Annotated in this window: 16 protein-coding genes, 6 pseudogenes and 1 riboswitch; of the genes and pseudogenes, 15 read left to right on the forward strand and 7 right to left on the reverse strand. The window is 70.2% G+C overall.

The window, feature by feature from the left end; all coding sequences use genetic code 11:
- Positions 1-20: 20 nt before the first annotated feature.
- From IE277_RS28860 to IE277_RS28885, 6 genes and pseudogenes are all read left to right on the forward strand, one after another.
- Positions 21-391 (forward strand): annotated as a pseudogene (locus IE277_RS28860) (acyl-CoA dehydrogenase family protein); the annotation flags it as partial.
- A complete protein-coding gene (locus tag IE277_RS28865) occupies positions 388-1,464 on the forward strand; it encodes an enoyl-CoA hydratase/isomerase family protein (RefSeq protein WP_189956643.1) in 1,077 nt (358 codons plus the stop codon). The pseudogene IE277_RS28860 and the gene IE277_RS28865, both read left to right, overlap by 4 nt.
- Before the next feature lie 56 nt (positions 1,465-1,520).
- Positions 1,521-1,811: pseudogene (locus tag IE277_RS28870) on the forward strand (NAD-binding protein); the annotation flags it as partial.
- 63 nt (positions 1,812-1,874) lie between these two features.
- Positions 1,875-2,016: riboswitch (cobalamin riboswitch) on the forward strand.
- A 36-nt stretch (positions 2,017-2,052) separates the two neighbouring features.
- Entirely contained in the window at positions 2,053-2,277 is a 225-nt protein-coding gene (locus IE277_RS28875; RefSeq protein ID WP_189956644.1) for a CbtB domain-containing protein, read from the forward strand.
- 21 nt (positions 2,278-2,298) lie between these two features.
- Positions 2,299-3,051 carry a CbtA family protein gene (locus IE277_RS28880; protein WP_189956645.1) on the forward strand — a complete coding sequence of 251 codons (753 nt, stop codon included), beginning with the start codon at positions 2,299-2,301 and terminating at the stop codon, positions 3,049-3,051.
- Positions 3,052-3,146: 95 nt separating this feature from the next.
- Positions 3,147-3,542 carry a hypothetical protein gene (locus IE277_RS28885; RefSeq protein ID WP_189956646.1) on the forward strand — a complete coding sequence of 132 codons (396 nt, stop codon included), beginning with the start codon at positions 3,147-3,149 and terminating at the stop codon, positions 3,540-3,542.
- Here the strand turns inward: IE277_RS28885 and IE277_RS28890 are convergent.
- The 3 genes from IE277_RS28890 to IE277_RS28900 all read right to left on the reverse strand — a co-directional run bounded on the left by IE277_RS28890 (position 3,539) and on the right by IE277_RS28900 (position 6,435).
- Complete coding sequence (locus tag IE277_RS28890) at positions 3,539-4,120, reverse strand: histidine phosphatase family protein (protein ID WP_189956647.1); 582 nt, start codon at positions 4,118-4,120, stop codon at positions 3,539-3,541. The genes IE277_RS28885 and IE277_RS28890 overlap by 4 nt on opposite strands.
- A 384-nt stretch (positions 4,121-4,504) precedes the next feature.
- On the reverse strand, positions 4,505-5,149 hold the full coding sequence (locus IE277_RS28895) for an HAD-IA family hydrolase (RefSeq protein WP_189956648.1): 645 nt from the start codon (positions 5,147-5,149) through the stop codon (positions 4,505-4,507).
- 95 nt (positions 5,150-5,244) lie between these two features.
- Positions 5,245-6,435, reverse strand: a complete 1,191-nt coding sequence (locus IE277_RS28900) for an MFS transporter (protein ID WP_189956649.1) — start codon at positions 6,433-6,435, stop codon at positions 5,245-5,247.
- An 89-nt stretch (positions 6,436-6,524) separates the two neighbouring features.
- Between IE277_RS28900 and IE277_RS28905 the strand changes: the two genes are divergently transcribed.
- From IE277_RS28905 to IE277_RS28915, 3 genes and pseudogenes are all read left to right on the forward strand, one after another.
- The gene (locus IE277_RS28905; protein ID WP_189956650.1) at positions 6,525-7,286 is read left to right on the forward strand and encodes a DeoR/GlpR family DNA-binding transcription regulator; all 762 of its coding nucleotides are present in this window, start codon (positions 6,525-6,527) and stop codon (positions 7,284-7,286) included.
- 56 nt (positions 7,287-7,342) lie between these two features.
- Positions 7,343-7,772 (forward strand): annotated as a pseudogene (locus tag IE277_RS28910) (GNAT family N-acetyltransferase); the annotation flags it as partial.
- Between the two features lie 68 nt (positions 7,773-7,840).
- Positions 7,841-7,993 (forward strand): annotated as a pseudogene (locus IE277_RS28915) (rod shape-determining protein); the annotation flags it as partial.
- A gap of 24 nt (positions 7,994-8,017) precedes the next feature.
- On the opposite strand, the gene IE277_RS28920 reads toward IE277_RS28915, so the two are convergent.
- Positions 8,018-9,196 (reverse strand): TniQ family protein, encoded by a 1,179-nt coding sequence (locus IE277_RS28920; RefSeq protein WP_189956651.1) that lies wholly within the window; start codon positions 9,194-9,196, stop codon positions 8,018-8,020.
- The gene (locus IE277_RS28925) at positions 9,197-9,460 is read right to left on the reverse strand and encodes a helix-turn-helix domain-containing protein (RefSeq protein WP_189956652.1); all 264 of its coding nucleotides are present in this window, start codon (positions 9,458-9,460) and stop codon (positions 9,197-9,199) included. It abuts the gene before it with no gap.
- Between the two features lie 107 nt (positions 9,461-9,567).
- On the opposite strand from IE277_RS28925, the gene IE277_RS49665 reads away from it, so the two are divergent.
- Genes IE277_RS49665 through IE277_RS47585 form a run of 4 tightly spaced genes read left to right on the forward strand, consistent with a single transcriptional unit; the run spans position 9,568 to position 14,016 of the window.
- The gene (locus tag IE277_RS49665) at positions 9,568-10,089 is read left to right on the forward strand and encodes a TniQ family protein (RefSeq protein ID WP_373310908.1); all 522 of its coding nucleotides are present in this window, start codon (positions 9,568-9,570) and stop codon (positions 10,087-10,089) included.
- The gene (locus IE277_RS28935; RefSeq protein ID WP_189956654.1) at positions 10,014-11,318 is read left to right on the forward strand and encodes a hypothetical protein; all 1,305 of its coding nucleotides are present in this window, start codon (positions 10,014-10,016) and stop codon (positions 11,316-11,318) included. Before IE277_RS49665 ends, IE277_RS28935 begins: the two co-directional genes overlap by 76 nt.
- Positions 11,315-12,082, forward strand: coding sequence for a TnsA-like heteromeric transposase endonuclease subunit (locus IE277_RS28940; RefSeq protein ID WP_189956655.1), 768 nt, complete (start codon positions 11,315-11,317; stop codon positions 12,080-12,082). Before IE277_RS28935 ends, IE277_RS28940 begins: the two co-directional genes overlap by 4 nt.
- Positions 12,082-14,016, forward strand: coding sequence for a TniB family NTP-binding protein (locus tag IE277_RS47585; protein WP_229882024.1), 1,935 nt, complete (start codon positions 12,082-12,084; stop codon positions 14,014-14,016). Before IE277_RS28940 ends, IE277_RS47585 begins: the two co-directional genes overlap by 1 nt.
- A 267-nt stretch (positions 14,017-14,283) precedes the next feature.
- On the opposite strand, the pseudogene IE277_RS28950 reads toward IE277_RS47585, so the two are convergent.
- A pseudogene (locus tag IE277_RS28950) lies at positions 14,284-14,595 on the reverse strand (3-hydroxyacyl-CoA dehydrogenase family protein); the annotation flags it as partial.
- On the opposite strand from IE277_RS28950, the pseudogene IE277_RS28955 reads away from it, so the two are divergent.
- Positions 14,584-15,749, forward strand: a pseudogene (locus tag IE277_RS28955) (short-chain fatty acyl-CoA regulator family protein); the annotation flags it as partial. The pseudogenes IE277_RS28950 and IE277_RS28955 sit on opposite strands and share 12 nt — an antisense overlap.
- 87 nt (positions 15,750-15,836) lie before the next feature.
- Here IE277_RS28955 and IE277_RS28960 read toward each other — a convergent pair.
- The gene (locus IE277_RS28960) at positions 15,837-18,209 is read right to left on the reverse strand and encodes a SpoIIE family protein phosphatase (protein ID WP_189956656.1); all 2,373 of its coding nucleotides are present in this window, start codon (positions 18,207-18,209) and stop codon (positions 15,837-15,839) included.
- A 221-nt stretch (positions 18,210-18,430) separates the two neighbouring features.
- On the opposite strand from IE277_RS28960, the gene panD reads away from it, so the two are divergent.
- On the forward strand, positions 18,431-18,850 hold the full coding sequence (panD, locus tag IE277_RS28965) for an aspartate 1-decarboxylase (protein WP_189956657.1): 420 nt from the start codon (positions 18,431-18,433) through the stop codon (positions 18,848-18,850).
- The last annotated feature ends 331 nt before the right edge of the window (positions 18,851-19,181 follow it).

Genomic DNA, 19,181 nt, shown 5'->3' on the forward strand with positions numbered 1-19,181 from the left:
GATCCGGCACTGGATGTACGCAAGATGGGCTGGGCTTCCGCCTCGCGGCGAACGGCATGAACGGTGGCCGCCCCGGTATCGCCGCCTGCTCCCTCGGCGGCGCCCGCGGCGCCCTCGACCGCTGCCTCGCCCATCTCGCCGACCGGGGGGGGCGTTCGGCCGGCGCCATCCCCAGGCCCCGTACCTTTGTGCGATGGCGAGGCGGTTCGCGACCGACACCGGATACACGGTGGTCGCCCGCGCGCTCCAGCTGCACGGCGGCTACGGCCACCTCAGCGAGTACGGCATCGAGAAGATCGTCCGTGACCTGCGGGTCCACCGGATCCTGGAAGGAACCAACGAGATCATGCGTGTCATCGTGGCCCGCGGCCTGACGGAGGCGTTCGGATGAGCGGCACCGAGGACCCCGTCCTGTTCCACACCGCCGGCCGGGCCGCCCACATCACCCTCAACCGCCCCAGGGCCCTCAACGCCCTCACCCACGCCATGGTGCGCCGCATCGACGAGGCACTGACCGCCTGGGAGCGTGATCCGTCCGTCCGGACCGTGGTCATCACCGGCGCCGGCGAGCGCGGCCTGTGCGCGGGCGGCGACATCCGCAGCATCCACGACGACGCCCGCGACGGCGACGGCGCCGCCTCGGCCGCGTTCTGGCGCGACGAGTACCGCCTCAACGCCCGTATCGCCGGCTACCCCAAGCCATATGTGGCGATCATGGACGGCATCGTGATGGGCGGCGGGGTCGGCGTCTCCGCGCACGGCAGCGTCCGGATCGTCACCGAACGGTCGCGGATCGCCATGCCCGAGACCGGCATCGGCTTCGTCCCCGACGTCGGCGGCACCTATCTGCTCGCCCTCGCCCCGGGCGAGCTGGGCACCCATCTCGCGCTGACGGGCGCCCAGATCGGCGCCGCAGACGCCCTGCTGTGCGGCCTCGCCGACCACTATGTGCCCTCCGCCGCGCTCGGCTCCTTCGTCGGCGGCCTCGCCGAGCTGTCCGTGCCGGACGCCCTCGCGCTCCACGTACAGCCGCCGCCGCAGGGGGAGTTGGGCGCCGGGCGCGAGTGGATCGACAGCTGTTACGCCGCCGACACGGTCGAGGACATCGTCCAGCGGCTGTTCGCCCATGGCGGCCCGGACGCGAAGGAGGCCGCCGAGACCCTGCTCGCCAAGTCGCCCACCGCGCTCAAGGTCACCCTCGCCGCGATCCGCCGCGCCCGCCGCCTCGGGCCCCTGGAGCGGGTCCTCGACCAGGAGTACCGCGTCTCCTGCGCCGCCCTGAGCATCCCCGACCTGGTGGAAGGCGTCCGCGCCCAGATCATCGACAAGGACCGCGCTCCACAGTGGTCCCCGGCGACCCTCGCCGAGGTCTCCGACGCCGACGTGGCCCGCTTCTTCGCCCCGCTCGGCGACCGTGAACTGGGGCTCGCCGGGCCGGGCACCGCCGTGGAGGCCGCGTGGTGAGCGGGACCGTCGCGTTCATCGGACTCGGGCACATGGACGCCCCCGTCTCCGGCGGCGTGGCCTCCACCGCGTCCGGACAGTGCCGGGCGCTCAGCGTCAACTGCCGCGTCCCCCGGGCCCGTTCCGGCCGGCCCGGCCAACCGGGACCGCCGTCCGCGATTCGCCGCCTCCCTCATGGCCAAGGACCTCGGACTCGCCGCCGACGCGGCCGCGCGGGCGGAGCGCATGCCGAACTCGGCCTGAAGGCGGGGAAGCTGTCCGCCGCGTACGCCGAGCGGGGCGGAGCCGGCGAGGACTTCTCCGGCATCGTCCGCACGATGAAAGACCGGAGTGCGGAGCAGAGATGACTCCGGCGCCCGGACACACACCACGAGAGGAAGATCACGCCGCCAGGAGGCGGTCTTGGCCATGCGCGCGTCACGCGGTACGGTCTGTCCGATATCGACGACGGCGAGACGGAAGCCGGTGGGAATCCGGCACGGTCGCGCCACTGTATGCGAGACCCCCAGGGGGCTCGTGAGTCAGACCCGTGGCCGTTGTCCACTGCACCACCGAGATGGGACGCGAACTCCCAGAGGAGGTACTGCCATGGCGCAGACCGTCGCCCAGCCGACAGCCACCACCCCCGTCGTCATGCCCGCCAAGCTGCCCCTGAAGGCGATTGCTCCCTGGGCGGTCTTCTTCGGCGTCCTGATGCTGGTCCTGCTCTACTTCGTCGGCGCCGAGCAGGGCGCCACCTCCGTGTTCAGCGGCACGGACGTTCACGAGTGGGTGCACGATGCCCGCCATCTGCTCGGTTTCCCCTGCCACTGACGCGAGGGACACCGCACGCTCATGAACTCCGCAACCGTACGGAACCTTCTCGTACGGGGCATGCTCGCCGGCCTCGCGGCCGGCGTGCTCGCCCTGATCGTGGCCTACGTCCTCGGTGAGCCGAACGTCGACAAGGCGATCAGCTTCGAGGAGGCGCACTCCCACGAGCACGAGATGGAGGTCGTCTCCCGCTCCCTGCAGTCCACCGCGGGCCTCGCCACCGGTGTCCTCGTCTTCGGGGTCGCCTTCGGCGGCATCGCCGGGCTCGCCTTCTGCTTCGCCCTCGGCCGCGTGGGCCGCTTCGGTCCGCGGGCCACGGCCCTGCTGCTGTCGGGCTGCGCACTCCTCACGGTGTACGTCGTGCCCTTCCTGAAGTACCCGGCCAATCCGCCGTCGGTCGGCAACCCCGACACCATCGGCAAGCGGACCACCCTGTACTTCCTGATGATGCTGCTCAGCGTCCTCCTCGCGATCGCCGCCACCCTCCTGGGCAAGCGGCTCGCGCCCGGCCTGGGCACCTGGTGGGCGACGGTCGTCGCGGTGGCCGCGTTCGTCGTGGTGATCGGCCTGGCCTTCCAGTTCCTGCCCGCCGTCAACGAAGTGCCCACGGGTTTCCCGGCCACTCTGCTGTGGCGGTTCCGGCTCTCGGCGCTGGCCATCCAGGCCGTGATGTGGGGCGGATTCGGTCTCGCCTTCGGTGAGCTGGCCGAACGGATGCTGAACCCCAAGCCGGCGACGGTCGCGAACAAGCGAGCGGTTCCGGCCGCGCACTGACCCCTTCCGGACAGCAGAGGGCCCTTCGGAACCTTCCGAGGGCCCTCTGGCGTTCTCCGGACACCGACCCCCGGCGAGGAGTGTGGAGGAACCGGATGGCCAGACCGCCACAGCCGCGCCGCATCACCCTCGGGGGCCGCGAGGCGGTCGCCCTCACCCTCCAGGAGTACGAGCAACTGATCGCCAGCCGACGGCAGATCGGCGGTCAGAGCGCCCGCGTACGCGTGCTCGCCCAGCAGGCCAAGCGCACGGAACGCCTTCTGCGTGACCTGGAGGCACTGATCGCCACCGAGAAGGACTCCTGCCGGGCGCACCGGCACCCGCACCTGTCGATGACAGCGAACCCCGACGGTGCCGCCGTGGAGTGCGACACCCGCGAGGCCGACGCCGACACCGGCTGCCTGCGCTGCGCGCTGGCAGCGCTGCTGCACCGCCACCAAACCCACCAGCAGACGCCAGGAAAGCCCTTAAGACAGCGGTATTGGCCCTAGCCGTCCTCCGGGCCGCCGAGCGGACGCCCCAGGCGAAGATTCCAGCGCCCGGCCCGGCCGCTGAGTTCGGTCACCGACAGCGGCGGCACATCGAGGCGCCAGAAGACCGAGCCGGGCAGGCCCAGGGAGTCGACGACCGCGGCCCGCACCACCTCCGGCTCGACCACGGCGAGCGTACGGCCCTCCGGCGCCGGCGCTTCGGCCAGCCACCGCGCGACCCTCGCGCACAGCTCCCGCACAGACTCGCCTCCATGCGGTGCGCAGCCGGGGTCGGTGAGCCAGCGGCCCACCGCCTCCGGTTCGGCGGCCCCCACCTCCTCCAGGGTGCGGCCCCGCCAGCGGCCCACGTCGAGCCCCGCCAGCTCCGGCACCGACGCACCGTCAAGGCCCAGTGCGGCGGCGGTCTCCCGGCAGCGCACGGCGGGGGAGGTGAGGACACGGGCGAGGGAAGGCAGCGAGTCGGCCGCCGAGCGGGCCCGTGCCGCACCGCCGTCCTCGATCGAGGCGCCGTCGTCGAAGCGGGCCCGCCGCAGCGACGCGCTCATGGCCGGAGAGACGAGAAGGACACGGCTGGTCACGCGAGGGCTCCTGCTGCTGGCGGTGGTGTCGTGAGGCGTGAGGTGTGTCTCCCTCCCCGACGGCGAACCTAGCATCCGCACTCTTCGCAACTCTCCGGGATTCGCAGCTCCGCCCCTCGCCGGACACGCGCGCTGTCGGACGGCACTGAAGATTTCAGTAGCTCAAGATTCTTTTCAGTGGGTTCTTCAGTGCCGCGCCAGAGGTTTCAGCGGGCTGACGGGTACACCGACGCCGGGAACCGGATCATCGGGCGCAAGCCGCACCTGGGCTGCGACGACCTCCTGTTGACCGTGCTGGTCACCGCCACGGCGCCTTCGACACAGCGGCCGGCGTCTCCCTGCCGCCCGGCATCACCGCAGCCCACCCCACCCGCATGTCCGCAGTCACGCTCCCTCTGCCCCAGTACCAGCACTCAATCCGGCCTTGGGATAGTCGAGGGCAGCGGCCAATGTGTCGTATCCGGTGAAGAGGTGTCCGTCCATTCCGGCGGCCACAGCTGCGCGTACGTTTTCCTCGCGGTCATCGACAAACGTGAAGTCGGCCGGGGTGGCTTGCATGGCGTGGACGCAGTGCTCGAAGGCTGCTGGAGCCGGTTTCGCCACCTTGATCTTTCCTGAGAAGGCGACGTGGCCCAGTTGGAGTAGCCAAGGGTTCGCGGTGAGGAAGGCGTCGGCGTGGTCTGAGGGGATGTTGGACAGGACGGCTACCTCGGCGATGTCACGCAGCGACTGGACGTAGGAGACCATTTGGTCGTCGACGCGTGACCAGCTGTCGATGTCGGTGAGGCGCAATGCCTCGATCGTGTCGGCGTCGGCGTGCACGGACGCTGCTTGCAGGACGGAGTTCCAGTACTCGGATGCTGTCTGTTGGCCGGCGTCGTAGGGCGGGCGGCAGGCCCAGTAAGCCGCGGCGAAGGCATCGGTGGGGGCATGGCAGCGGGCGGCCATCTTCTCCATGGCGCCTGGGCGTTGGTGGTGGGCGATGACTCCGAAGAGGTCGAACAGCACGATGTTCCGGGTGACGGACATGACCTTGGGTTCCTCCGGATTCAAGGGCCCGGTGTTCGGCGGTTAAGAAGAGGGGCCTGCACGGCACGGGGTCAGGGGCCGCACCGTGCAGGGGTTCAGTGGCTGCTTGCCGTCATGTCGTGGGTGGGGGTGGGTGCGATGTGCAGTGCCCCCGCGGCCACAGCGGTGATCGTGCACAGCAGGGTGAGCAGGACGAAGGCGTGGTTCAGGGCGACGAGGTGGGTCAGCCAGCCGATGACGGCGGGGCCGGTGAGCATGCCGAGGAAGCCGAGCCCGGCGACGCGGGACATGTTGGCGCCGGCGGCGGAGGGATCGGCGTGCCCGGCAGCGCTGAGCAACTGCGGGACGCACCCGGAAAGTCCCAGCCCGAACAGTGACCAGCCCGCGAACGCGGCCCAGGCCCACGGGGCGAGGGCCACGATCGTGATGCCGACGGCCGCCGTGGCCGCGCCGGAGCGCAGGATCGCCGAGGATCCGAACCGGGCGACGAGGCGGTCGGCAAGCAGGCGGCCGATGGTCATCGTCGCCGCGAAGGTGCCGTACGCGAAGGCGGCGGTGCTCGCAGGTGCCCCCAGAATTTCCTTCATGTGCAAGGCGCTCCAGTCGTTGGCGGCTCCCTCGCACAGCATGACCATCAGGGCCAGGGCGGCGAGGATCCAGATGCGTCTGCCGGCAGTGCGGCGCCCGGTGGCTGGCGGCTCTTCGGCCTTGTCCGCGGTGCCGATGGGCACGGCCGGCAGCAGGGCCCGGGCCGCTACGAGCGCGGTGAGGACGCCCAGGGCTGCGGTCGCGACCATGCCCGCAGCCGGGCTCAGGCCGACGCTCACGGTGGCTGCTGCGGCGACCGCGGCCAGGACCCCGCCGACCGAGAACGTGGCATGGAAGGCCGACATCACGGGTCGGGCGTACGCCTTCTCGACGTGGACGGCATGCGCGTTCATGCTCACGTCCAGACCGCCGTTGCAGAAACCGAAGGCCAGCAGGGCGCCTGCCAACGCCCATGGGCCCCGGCAAAGACCAGGCAGAACCAGGGTCACGCTGCACAGAACACCGGCGACGGGGACGACAACGTGTGCTCCGAACCGATCGGTCAGCCGCCCGGCCACCTGCATACCGGCAAACGCCCCGGCTCCGAGGACGACCAGGAGCCCTCCGAGCGTCGCGTGGCTGATGCCCACGCGCTCCTCAACGGCGGGGATGTGCACCACCCAGGTCCCCATCGTTGTACCGCAGAGGATGAAGTAGACAAAGGTCGCCAGGCGGGCGGCTCGGAGTGAACGGTCCATGACTGGCACCTTAAAGAACATCCCAGATGTTTGAACACTGTCACTTCGCACACATTGCATGTTCGTTCTGTGCGGTGTTCAATCGCGCTATGAGCAACGCAGACCGCCACGGCTTGATCGCGCAGGCCGTCAGGGAGTCGGGCACGATCACCGTCCAGGAACTCGCACGGCTGACCGGCGCCTCCGAGATGACCATCCGGCGCGACCTCGATGCACTGTCTGCCCAAGGCGTCCTCGAACGCGTCCGCGGCGGGGCACGCACCCTGCTGCTGCGCGGCGAAGAACCACCGTTCACCTTGCGCACCCGCGAAGCCGTCGAGGCCAAGCGGCGCATCGCTGCCGAGGTCTCTTCACTCGTCGCCGATGGCGAGACCGTCGTCCTGGACAGCGGCACCACATGCCTGGAGATCGCCCACCTGCTGCGCAGGCGGCCGGTCACCGTCATGCCCCTGTCCCTGCAGGCCATCCACGCATTCGGCGAAGGCCCAGGTCCGGCCACTCTGCTGGTGCCCGGCGGGCAGCCACGGGCCGCCGAGGGAGCCCTCACCGGCCCCCTCACCCTCGCTTCCTTGGCAACGCTGCGCTTCGACACTGCAATCATGGGCTGCTGCGGCCTCAGCGCCGCCGAGGGCTTCACCGCCTACGACCTCGACGACTCGGCCGTGAAGAAGGCCGCGATCTCCGCCGCGCGCCGCGTCGTCCTGGCAACCGACGCCAGCAAGCTCGGCCGCACCGCCCACGCATACGTAGGCCCCGCCACAATCCTGCACACCGTCGTCACCGACACGACAGCATCCCCCGACGAGGTCACTGCACTCAAGGACACCGGCAGCGTCGTCAAGACCGTCTGACATGACCGTTGTCGCTCAAGGACGCCCCCCGGGGCGTCGGCAAGGAGGTTCCCAACGTGGACGTACGCGTGGAGATCGTCCGGGAGGCAAGCCATGAACTCGTCGACTCCTTCAGCACATTGCTGCCCCAACTGTCTACGACCGCCAAACCGCTCGACTTCGACGCAGTCGACCGACTGGTGACCTGCGACGCCAACACCGTGCTCGTCGCCCGGACATCCGAGGCAATTGTCGGCACCCTGACCCTGGTGCTACTGCCCTTGCCATCCGGATTGCGGGCCCGCGTCGAAGACGTGGTTGTTGACCACGAGGCAAGGGGACAGGGCGTGGCGGGACTGCTCACCCAAGAAGCCCTGCGCATCGCTCGGCAGACCCGGCGCCCGCACGGTGGATCTCACGTCCCGACCGGATCGCGTGGCGGCGAACCGGCTGTATGAGCGGCTCGGTTTCCAGCCCCGGGAGTCGACGGTCTACCGCTTCGCGATCGACGCTCGCTCCTGGCCCCACACCGGGCACGACTACTGCGGCGGACGAGTACGGCAAGCATCCCAGCGACGGCCGCCGCGATCATGGTGTGCGGCGCGGCGACGACGCAGATCGCGGTGCTCTCGCTCGGCGCGATCGTCACGGCCGAGCGGATCCCGGTCGGTGGCGACGCCATCGACCACGCCGTCGTCCAGCACCTGCGCCAGCACCACGAGCTGATGCGTTCGGTATGCCGCCGGTCCTGGCTATGTTCGCGGTGGCTCGGGGGAGGCGTGAAGCCTGTTGAGGACGTCCGAGGTCTGCGCCTGGGATATGAGTGCGTGCAGCTGAGAGCTAGCGCGGTACAGGTAAGGCGGCAGGTCGTTGTCGAAATCCCGGAGGCTGGCAGGGCGGAGGACCCTGAAGGCTTCCCGAGCCGCCGCGGCCATGTCGTCGCTTGCAAGAACGGAGGCGATGACGCTGAGCTCAGCGCCTGTAGTCACCGGGTCTCGCTCCTTGCCGTAGGTACTGGGAGAGGTACGGCGCCAGGGGTGCAGGAATCCGGTACCGGTTGCTCGCAAGACGACAGGATTGGTGTCGGTGTCATCCCACATCGACCCGCGCTCCTGCGTGGTGTAGCGCTCTCGCAGGGCGGGGTCAGGGCCGGTGAAGGTCTGAACGTATAGCGGGTTGGGTTCGTTTAGCAGTATGCGCAAGGTCCGGAGGTCGTCGTACCACTGCCGGTCCAGCGACGAGGGCTCTTCTCCAGCCATCCGGACCAGCCGCTGGTGGGTATCACGCACCATTGGATCGGCAACGGTCGGGGTGAGGATCTCCCACAGAGGACGGCCGCAGCGTTTGCGCTTGGGACGGCGCCTGCCGGGTGCCCGATGCTGCTCGTCTGCGAGCGAGGTGAACCCCGGGCAGTGGCCCGGCGCGTCCCCGCGCAGGATCGCGGGTGAGAAGGGAGAACCGCAGTCAGGGCAGAAGGAGACGGTGTAGCAGTTGTGCTCGGGGCACATCACCGCCCACCACCGGTACCACCACAGTGGCCAGCGGACGGGCGGCTCAACGCACCGGGGGCAGAATGCCCAGGTCTCCTCCGGCGCCTCTGGCGCGTCGCTCAGCCGGTACGGGCGGCTCCTACGTACCTCGACGACGCCGAGCAGCGTCATGGCGTGGATCGCTTCCGGCTCCAGCCCTGTGGCGATGTGCAGCGACCGCGCTGCGTCCAGGCGCAGTTCAGCAGTGTGACGGGCCAGGCGCGAGGCATGGGCGGCCCTCGGGTCCAGGCCCAGCCATTGCATGATCTCGGTGCGGTCCACCTCGTACACCGCGGCGAGGTGATCGACCCAGCTGAACAGGGACTCACCGGGCAGCGGTACAGGAGCCACGGGGAGTCTGCGCGACAACCGATGGCTCTCCGCTGACGAGACAACGGTCATCTACCGGTCACCCGCGAGGCCGGCGGGTGCGTCCTGGAACAGCTCGTACGGTTCGACACCCAGCGCGCGGGCCAGCGCCGGGATGCGGTCGACGGAGACGCTGTGGATCGCTGCCTCCACCTCCGCGTAGAAGGACCGGTCCATTTCCGCGGCGGCAGCCGCCGCGGTCTGGGTCAGTCCGGCGCGTGTGCGCAGAGCCCGCAGCCTGCGCCCAAAGGCAAGCCGTTGAGCCGGGACACCCTTACTGGAATCGTTGTTCGCCACGGTCGGCACCGTAGTACAGTCCCCCAACTGCAGTAGATCTCCTACACAATTGGGTTCGGAGGGGACGGGTGGACGGCGTCTGGAAGGTGCCGCGCAGGCTTCCATCGGTGCCGCTTCCGGCACCAGGGGAGGCGTTCCCGTCCTGGCTCCACTGTGTGGCGGCCGACTGGCAAATCCCGCCCGGCCGGGCCGCGCAGGTGCTGGGCCTCGAGTGCCAGCCTGGATACCGAGCGGCGCGGCCGATGTGGTTCGGCGTCTCCCTCACCCAGCGCAGCCTTCAGGGTCTGATGACGGCGACAGGTCTGGACGAGCGGGCACTGGGCGCGATGCAGCTGTCGAGGTACGCGGATACGGCGCTTGAGTTCTTCGGTCGTGAACTGCCTGACCAGCCACGGGAGGTTGCCTCCCTCCGACGGCCGCACCGTGAATGGGCGTTGACCACTTCCAGCCGTGCGTGCCCGAACTGCCTGGCCGCTTTACCGGTGTGGCCAGTGTGGTGGCGGCTGGGCATCGCGGCCGTCTGCCCCGAGCACCGGGTACTGCTGGTGGACGTGTGCAGCTGGTGGACGTGTGCAGCCAGTGCAACGGACGCCTGGGCTCCGGCTACACCGGCAATCCGCGGGGACTGACTGCTCGCCAGCCGATGCTCGACCTGAGCTTGTGCAACAACCGGCGGGCCGCGAGCCACGGGCGCAAAGCCGGGCCGTGCAGTCAGCGCCTGTCCACGCTGCCGACCGTCGCGGTGCCGGCCGAACTTGCCACACTGCAGCAGCGCGTCCTGGCCATCGCAGACGGCGCCCCAGTCCGGCTGGCCGGCGTTTCGGTGACGCAGGCCGAGTTCTTCGCCTCGCTGCGGTTCATAGCCGGCGTGGTGCGGTTGGTAGCGACCGAGGAGGAGGCCGCATCCTGCACGTCGCTTCCTGAAACAGCGGCTGCGGCGTTCACCTGCGATCAGCGCGAGTGGCGGCAGGCTGGGATGGGTGGCATGGGCGGCCGAGTACAAGCATGCCCGCCCAGCGCCGGGCATGCGGCGGCCGTCCTCGCGCTCAGCGAACCGATCCTCTTCGCCCCCGACCGGCGTACATTCCAGGACCTGTTGACGATGTGGATGGACCGTGCTGCGGCGCTCGGGCGGCTGGCCGGCCAGGGTGATCCACTGCGCCCTCTGCCACGTCCCGCCTGTCTGGAGCAGTTTCTGCATGCTGCGGGGGTCCTCTCCAGCCGCCCCCGGGCCAAGCCTGCGTTCACCGCAGATCAACTGCCGCATCTCGTCGATGCCGACGACTACGCGGAACTGATCGCCCGCCATCTGCCCCGCACCGCTGCGGTTGGGGGACGCCGCCTGGCCGCCTTGGCTCTGGCCCGCCATGCCGGGGCCGACAGTTGGCTGCACGCTGCCACCGCACTCGACATGAACCCCGTCACTGCCGCACGAGCGACGAGCACACTCGAGCCGCGCATCAGCGACGTCAGCGCCTTCTGGAGGGACATCGAGCGGCTCGGCACACGCATCATCGAGCGCGGCCTGGTCGACTACGCCGCCCGCCGCCGAGTGCTGGCCGATCTGTCCACCGTGCCGCACACTGCACTTTCCGCAGCGTGCCAGCCGCTGAGGTACAGCGTCACAGTGCAGCGCCGTCGTCACAGCGCCGCCTGGATCTGGCAGCAGTTCACCGGCGGCGACCTCCGCGAGGCCCCTGCCTACGCGCCCACCCTCTGGGCGCCAACCGGCATGGCCTCGGTATACGACAACGGGCGGCGCTTCACCACAACGATGCCCGAGCCCGTCGCCGACGCACTGACCGCGTACGGCAACAGCCTGACCGCCGATTCCCTCCCTCAAAACGGTGTGGCGTGAGCCCGAAACGCACCCGGAGGCTGCGCCCGGTCCGGCACGCGGCCGAGCAGTTGTTTATCCATTTCTACGACGCCGACGGCACCGAGCGCCTGTTGCTCGCCGATCAGGCGGCCGACGTGCGGTTCGAGACCTGCGTGCCCGCCCGTGACATCCCCTCCTACGCCGGGCAGAAGCACACCCCCGGCTTCTACTGGGCGGTCAGCAGCGACACGGTCCTGGAGTACGAGAGCTTCCTGGAAGCCCGCTGGATGAAGCTCCTCGACTTCGATGCCAAGGTCGCCCGCTTCGCGGCCCAGCCGTTCATCTTCGAGGGCATCGACGCCGACGGTCCCTGGACCCACTACCCGGACCTGTTCGTGCGCCGCACCGACGGCTCGGTGCTGTTGCTGGACGTGAAGAACCCCGAACAGATCGGCAAGCCCAAGGTCCGGCACCAGGCCCGCCGCACCGCCGCGGCCTGCCGGCAACTCGGCTGGGACTACCAGATGGTGGGCGAGCCGGACCCGCAGCTGTGGGCCACCGTCGAATGGCTCGCTGGCTACCGCAGGCCACTCAATGCCGCCACTCCCAACGCCCAGATCCTGCTGTTTCGCGCCCAGCACCCCGTCTCCATTGGCGAGTTGCTGTCACTGTGGCCCGACCCTCAGGTCGAGCGCGCCGTCACCTACCACCTCATGTGGCACCACCGTCTGCTGTTCGACCCCACCCAGCCCCTGCGCGATCACACCCGGGTGTGGGCCGCGCCCGACCTGGAGCGCGCCTGATGGACCAGCGCCACCGCATCGCCGTTGCCGACTGGATCGAGTTCGAGGAAGAACAGCACCAGGTCACCGGCATCACCGGGGCCCTGGTCCGGCTGCGCTCGGCCTCCGGGCACCACCAGACCATCATGCTCAGCACGCTGCTCGCCGACGCATCCTTCCGCACCCGGACCGTGCCCATACCTGAGGCCGCGAACACCGCCGCGGGTCTCGACCCGGGCGGTGTCCTGGCGCTCCTGCCGAAGGAAGTCCGCGAGGCCGCCCTGACGCTGGAAGCCCACATGAAGGAGACCACCACCGGCTATCGGTCAGGAGACGAGCTGAATGCCCAGGCGGGTGAGCCCCGGCCCGCATACCAGCCCGACCTCCCGCTCACCGCCCGCGTCGAGGCCAAGGCGGCAGAGCTGGGCCTGACCCCGCGCCGTATCTGGCAACTCCTCGACGAGTGGCAGGAAAACGGCCTGTGGGCACTGGTCGACCGGCGCAAGGCACGGCTGAAGAACCCGTTGCGCAACATCGACGAACGCGTCATCACCGCGATCCGCGAGCAGGCCGCCGCCGAACGCCACGACAGCTCCTCCAGCGTCTCCACACGCTTTCGCCGACGCACGCAGAACCGGCTGGACGAGGACCACGGACCCGGCACCGTCCTCCTGCCCAAGGAAGACACCTTCCGCCGCATCGTCAAACTACTCCTCGCGCGCAGCCCCTCCGCCCCGGCCTACCAGCGAATCTCGGACGCCAACCAGCCCGACCGCACCTTCGGCAACGTCATCGCCCACCGGCCCTGCCAGGTCGTCATGCTCGACACCACCCCGCTGGACGTCTTGGCCTTCGATCCCGCGACGAACGACACCTACAACGTCGAACTCACCCTCGCCCTCGACGTCGCCACCCGCTCCATCCTCGCCTGGCGCCTGACCCCGCTCGGCACCAAGGCCATCGACATCGGTCTCCTGCTCGCCGACGTCATGACGCCCGAACCCATGCGGCCCGACTGGGCCGACGCCCTGCGCTACCAGATGCTGCGCGTGCCCTTCGAACGCCACCTCACCGTCGACGAGCGCCTCGCCGAAGCCGCCGCCCGCCCTGTTATCCATCCCGAGACCCTCCTGTACGACCACGGCAAGCCCTACAAGTCCGACGTCGTCCAGCGCGCCTGCCGCAAGTGGAAGATCGACATGCAGGACGCCCGCAAGCTCAAGCCCACCGACAAGAACCGCCTGATCGACTACACCCCCGTCGTCTACCTCAACATCCCTTCCCAGGCCACGCCCAAAGACCTGTCCGTCGCACTCGCCGAATACCTCGCCCAGCCCTACCGCTCCGGAGCCACCAAGAGCGACATCACCCGCCTCGTCCTGGAGAACATGCGGCTGGTCGGAGTCGAACTCGTGATCATCGACGACGCGCACTTCATGGACCTCTCCTTCAAGGAAGGAAAGGTCGTCAACGACCACCTCAAGTACATCGCCAACCACACCGCGGCGACCTTCATCTACACAGGCGTCGACCTCAAGCACTCCGGCCTGTTCCTCGAAGGCTCAGGATCCGCCCGCGTCACCCAGACCGCCGGACGCAACACCCTTCTGCACATGACCCCCTACTCCATCAAGAGCCGGGACGAGAAGGCCGACTGGACCTCCGTCATCGCCGCCATGGAGGACGCCCTCGTCCTATACCGGCACCAGCCGGGAACCCTCGCCGGAGAGTGGAAGTACCTGTATCGCCGCACCGGAGGCAACATCAGCTCGCTCGCGGAACTCATCCGCGAGGCGGCCGTCGACGCGGTCCTCACCGGCGCCGAGCGGATCGACCGTCGGCTCCTCGACAGCATCGTCATCAACGAGCACGCACAGAGCACCTACGAGACCACCTGGCAGGAAGACCCCGAACCTCCCGCCACCGAAGACGGGCCCGAAGCCGAAGCCGGCTGAGCCCCAAGGCCGTGTCGCCGTAGGGCTATCCAGGGCGCAGGGCCAAGGCAGCCTGGGCGCCTTTTGCTACGTACCGTGAGATGTCTGCCTCAGACACAGCTCTGACGAGTAGCAGACTGAAATCTTTTGTGCGGCCACTGTGAGCCAGGCCACCGCACGGAAGATTTCAGTGCCCAGGTCAAACCACCAACCACTGAAATCTTTCGCGCCGTCCGACACGCGCCCGGAGCGGCGGCCGGCGCCGGGGCAGTCGTCCGGGGGGGGGCACCCGGCCTCATAGGTGTGGAAGCCCCGGCCGGTCTTGCGGCCCAGCAAGCCCGCCTCGACCATCCGCTGGAGCAGCGGGGGAGGGGCGTAGAGGGGTTCGCGGAACTCGTCGTAGAGCGACTCGGCGATGGCGGCCACCGTGTCCAGGCCGATCAGGTCGGCCAGCTTCAGCGGGCCCATGGGGTGGGCGCAGCCCAGCTCCATGCCGGTGTCGATGCCGGCGGCGGTGGTGAAGCCCGACTCCGCCATCCGGATCGCGGACAGCAGATACGGCACGAGGAGCGCGTTGACGACGAAGCCCGCCCGGTCCTGGCCGGGGAACTCGCCGAGGCCCGGGTCTCCGCCGCCGACCTGTCGGAACTCGCCGCCCGTATGCCCGCCGTCGCCCAGGTCCTGCTCGACCTCGGCCGGCGCAACCGACGACTCGCCGAGCACCTCGGCGACGACCGCGGCACGGACCCGGAACAGCCCCGCTCACCCCACGAGGAGATCCGCGACTTCTACTACCGCCGCCGGAACTACCTGCACGACATCGACCTCGCGGCGGAGGAACTCGCCCAGGAGATCGGCATCCGGCCCGGCGAGGTGGTGCGCGCCCTGGCCGCCCGCCTCGCCGACCGCCACGGTGTCCGGCTGACCGGCGAGATCGGCGACTGCCTGCACCAGTACGACGAGCGGACGCGCACCCTCCGTCTCTCCACGCGACTGCGCCCCGGACAGCGCGCGTTCCGCATGGCCACCAGCTCGCCCTGCTCGAACACCGCGACGACCTCGACCGCCGGGCCGCCGAGGACTTCGCGCCCGGTACCCCGGCCCACCGCCTCGCCCGCATCGGCATCGCCAACTACTTCGCGGCGGCCCTGATCCTGCCGTACGGCGCCTTCCACGCCGCCGCCGAAGAGGTGCGCTACGCCATCGAACGTCTCACCGACCGTTACGGCCTCGGCTACGAGACCGTCTGCCACCGCCTGAGCACGCTGCAGCGCCCGCGGCTGCGCGGGGTGCCCTTCTCCTTCGTCCGGGTGGACCGCGCGGGCAACATGTCCAAGCGCCAGTCGGCGACCGGCTTCCACTTCTCCCGGGCCGGCGGCACCTGCCCGCTCTGGAACGTCTACGAGGCGTTCGCCGCCCCCGGCCGCATCCACGTCCAGATCGCCGAAACACCCGACGGACAGCGCTACTTGTGGACGGCGCGGGCCGTCACCCGGCACCGCGGGGGCTGGGGCGAACCCGGCAAGACCTTCGCCATCGGCCTCGGCTGCGAGATCCGCCACGCCCACCGGCTCGTCTACTCCGACGGCCTCGACCTCACCAACGCCTCCGCCGCCACCCCCATCGGCATGGGCTGCCGGGTCTGCGAACGCCTTGAGTGCCCGCAACGCGCCGCCCCACCCCTCGGCCACCCGCTGTGCATCGACCAGAACTCCAGCACCTTCGTGCCGTACCCCGTGTCGGCCGTGCGCTGAGCCGGACCGGCGGCGGAGGGTTCGAAACGGGCGACGGAGGACGCTCCATGGAAACGGGCGCCATTTCCACGCATGGTCGAGGGGGCTCTACGGGATGGCCAGCTCGGCCCAGATGGTCTTGCCGGACGCCGTGTACCGCGTGCCCCAGCGCTGGGAGACCTGGGCGACGAGGAACAGACCGCGGCCCCCTTCGTCGTCCCGGCGGGCTCGCCGCAGATGGGGCGCGGTGTGCGCGTTGTCGGAGACCTCGCACAGCAGACAGCGGTCCCTGATCAGCCGCAGCATGACGGGCCCGGTGGCGTACCGGATGCCGTTGGTGACCAGCTCGCTCACCACGAGCGCGGCGTTGAACGACAGCTCGGACAGCCCCCAGCTCGCCAGCTGCCGCTCGGTGTCCGCGCGGGCGTGCGCCACCATGGCCGGGTCGGGCGGCAGCTCCAGGTCCGCCACACGGTCGGCGTCCAGCCGCCGGGTGCGGATGAGCATCAGCGTGGCGTCGTCCGCCTGCGGTCCGGGCGGTCGGGCCGACAGCGCACGGTCGCACAGTTCCTCCAGCGGGCAGCGTTGCCAGGTGAGCACATGGGCCAGGCGGTCGATCCCGCTGTCGATGTCGGTGCGCCGGTCCGCCACGACACCGTCGGTGAAGAACGCCACCACGCTGCCGCCGGACAGGCTCAGCTCCACGTTCTCGTAGGGCAGGCCGCCCAGCCCCAGCGGCGGTCCCGGCGCCAGCGCGGACAGTGCCACCGAGCCGCTCGCATCGGCCACGATCGGCGGGGGATGGCCCGCACTCGCCCAGACACAGCGGCCGCTGACCGGGTCGTAGATCGCGTAGAGGCAGGTCACCCCGAGGGCCTCGTCGCTCAGCCCGTCGTCCGCGTGCGGTGCCGAGTCCTGCGCGACCAGTCCGTCCAGCCGGGTGAGCAGCTCGGCCGGGTCCAGGTCCAGCAGGGCCAGGGTCCGTACGGTGGCGCGCAGCCGGCCCATGGTCGCGGCCGCGTGCACGCCATGGCCCACCACGTCACCCACGGTGAGGCCCACCCGGGCACCGGACAGCGGGATCAGATCGAACCAGTCGCCGCCCACGCCCACACGGCTGTCGGCGGGCAGATAGCGGTACGCCACCTCGACCGCGCTCTGCGCGGGCAGATGCTGGGGCAGCAGGCTGCGCTGCAGCACCAGGGCCGCCGCGTGCTGGCTGGTGTAACGGCGGGCGTTGTCGATGCCGACGGCGGCGCGCTCGGCCAGTTCCACGGCGAGGGTCTGTTCCTCGGGCCCGAAGGGGTCGGGGTTGCTCCTGCGCAGGAAGGTGGCGAGGCCCAGGATCGCGTCGCGCGCGACCAACGGGACGAAGAGACAGGAGCGCGGGGCGGCCCCTCCCGGCCCGTCCGGCGCCTCGGGCGCTGCGTCGTCGACGACGGGGCGGCTGGAGGCCAGACTCATGGCCTGTGGTGACGAGGGCGGGTAGGAGACGGGACTGGTCCGGAACTCCTCCGGCGTCCGGCCGTGCATCCGCAGCAGACTGTGTCCCGGCGCCGAGCCCGTCGGCGGCTGCCGTCCCTCGATGACCGCAGGCGGCAGGTCCACCAGCACCTCGTCGGCCAGCTGCGGTACGGCCACGTCGGCCAGCTCCGCGGCGGTACGCCGTACGTCCAGCGAGGCACCGATGCGCTTTCCCGCCCGCACGAGCAGCGACAGCCGTTCCTGGGCGCGGTAGCGGTCGGTGATGTCCAGGGACTCCTCGAACAACCCCAGCGGCTCGCCCCGGGCGTCCACCAGCCGGTGGTACGAACAGGACCAGACATGCTCGCGCACCGGGTCGGCGGGGGCCCGCCCGCGATAGTGCATGCCCATGATCGGTTCCCCCGTCGTCATGACACGCTCCATGATCTGGTCCTCGTCCGGGGGGTGATGGCGGGAGATGAACTCGCCCTCGGGAAAGAGATCCGCGGCCGGCCGGCCGACGTACGGGGCGATCCCGCCGAGCTCCAGATCGGTGGAGACGTTCCCCCAGACGACGCGCATATCGGTGTCGAAGATCGTCAGGCCCACGGGAGACTCGGTCGCCAGCCCCTGGAGCAGCGCCAGCTGCGCCTCCCAGCCGCGCAGCACGTCCAGGTCGGCCGCGACGACGACGGTCGCCGCGGCACCCTGGTGCGCGAGCGGGCTGAAGGTCACGGCCGCGCGCAGCGTACGGCCGTCGCGGCAGCTCAGGTCCAGGACCGTGCTGCGGGGCTTGTGCGCCGTGCAGAGACCGGACAGCCGCTGCCCGGGGGCCGTCGCCAGCAGCCGCGCGGCCGGCCGGCCGAGCACGTCCTCCGGCGCGTGCCCGAGGAGGCGCTGCGCCGAGGGCCCCCACCCGCAGACGCGGCCTTCGGTGTCCAGGACGGCGGCGGCGGCCTTGGAGAGGTCCAAGGGGCTGTGGAAATCGACGTTGGCAGCATTCGGAAAACGATCCATGACACCGCTTCCCTTCGTGCCCCCTCAGCATCGCGTGCCACACGACGGACGACAACCGCACGCACGGTGGCCACGCCCCTTCCGAACCGGCCTGACGACTGGCTGAACCGGCCTGACAACCGGCCAGAAGGCATCGGTCCGGAGCGGCCACGATGTAGCCTCCGGGGACAGCCCTTGACCTGCAACGGCAGGCAGGGAGCAGACGAATCGGGAGTCTCTTCGTGTTTCGTACTATGTTCAAGTCCAAGATCCACCGCGCCACCGTCACCCAGGCCGACCTGCACTACGTGGGATCGGTGACCATCGACGCCGATCTGCTCGACGCCGCCGACCTTCTGCCGGGCGAGCTGGTGCACATCGTCGACATCACCAACGGCGCCCGCCTGGAGACCTACGTCATCGAGGGCGAACGCGGATCCGGGGTGATCGGGATCAACGGGGCGGCCGCCCATCTGGTGCACCCCGGAGACCTGGTGATCATCATCAGCTACGCGCAGGTCTCCGACGCCGAGGCGCGGGCGCTGAAGCCGCGGGTCGTGCACGTCGACGCCGGCAACCGGATCGTGTCGCTCGGTGCCGATCCGTCCGAGCCGGTACCCGGCACGGACCAGCGGCGCAGCCCGCAGGCCGTCCAGGCCTGACCGCGGGACCGGTGCCGTCGGCGGTATCGGCGATCGGTCCCCTGCGGAGGCCCCGGCCACTCACTCCGTCGGGTGAGTGGCCGCGCGGGGGCCGGGTAGGCGGGGGAGTAGTCCAGAGGCGACGCCTCGCGACTGCCCGGAGGACACCATGACCGACCCGTTCCCCGCCCCCGTACCACCGCCCCCCGCCCCGACCCCGCCGGACCCCTACCCGACCCCGGTCCCACCCCCCGAACCTTCCCCACAACCCACCCCACCACCCCCCACCCCCACACCACCCCCGCCCCCACCGGAACCCTCCCCGATCCCCCCGGGCCCCGACCCCACCCCC

This window comes from Streptomyces alanosinicus (assembly GCF_014650595.1).
Classification (GTDB): Bacteria; Actinomycetota; Actinomycetes; order Streptomycetales; family Streptomycetaceae; genus Streptomyces; species Streptomyces alanosinicus.

Excerpts from the sequence above, each read along its gene's own strand:
- IE277_RS28880 (WP_189956645.1), top strand. The coding sequence starts at position 2,299 with ATGAACTCCGCAACCGTACGGAACCTTCTCGTACGGGGCATGCTCGCC.
- IE277_RS28865 (WP_189956643.1), top strand. The coding sequence starts at position 388 with ATGAGCGGCACCGAGGACCCCGTCCTGTTCCACACCGCCGGCCGGGCC.
- IE277_RS28920 (WP_189956651.1), bottom strand. The coding sequence starts at position 9,196 with ATGACCGTTGTCTCGTCAGCGGAGAGCCATCGGTTGTCGCGCAGACTC.
- IE277_RS28960 (WP_189956656.1), bottom strand. The coding sequence starts at position 18,209 with ATGGATCGTTTTCCGAATGCTGCCAACGTCGATTTCCACAGCCCCTTG.
- IE277_RS28895 (WP_189956648.1), bottom strand. The coding sequence starts at position 5,149 with ATGTCCGTCACCCGGAACATCGTGCTGTTCGACCTCTTCGGAGTCATC.
- IE277_RS28900 (WP_189956649.1), bottom strand. The coding sequence starts at position 6,435 with ATGGACCGTTCACTCCGAGCCGCCCGCCTGGCGACCTTTGTCTACTTC.
- IE277_RS28875 (WP_189956644.1), top strand. The coding sequence starts at position 2,053 with ATGGCGCAGACCGTCGCCCAGCCGACAGCCACCACCCCCGTCGTCATG.
- IE277_RS47585 (WP_229882024.1), top strand. The coding sequence starts at position 12,082 with ATGGACCAGCGCCACCGCATCGCCGTTGCCGACTGGATCGAGTTCGAG.
- IE277_RS28885 (WP_189956646.1), top strand. The coding sequence starts at position 3,147 with ATGGCCAGACCGCCACAGCCGCGCCGCATCACCCTCGGGGGCCGCGAG.
- IE277_RS28905 (WP_189956650.1), top strand. The coding sequence starts at position 6,525 with ATGAGCAACGCAGACCGCCACGGCTTGATCGCGCAGGCCGTCAGGGAG.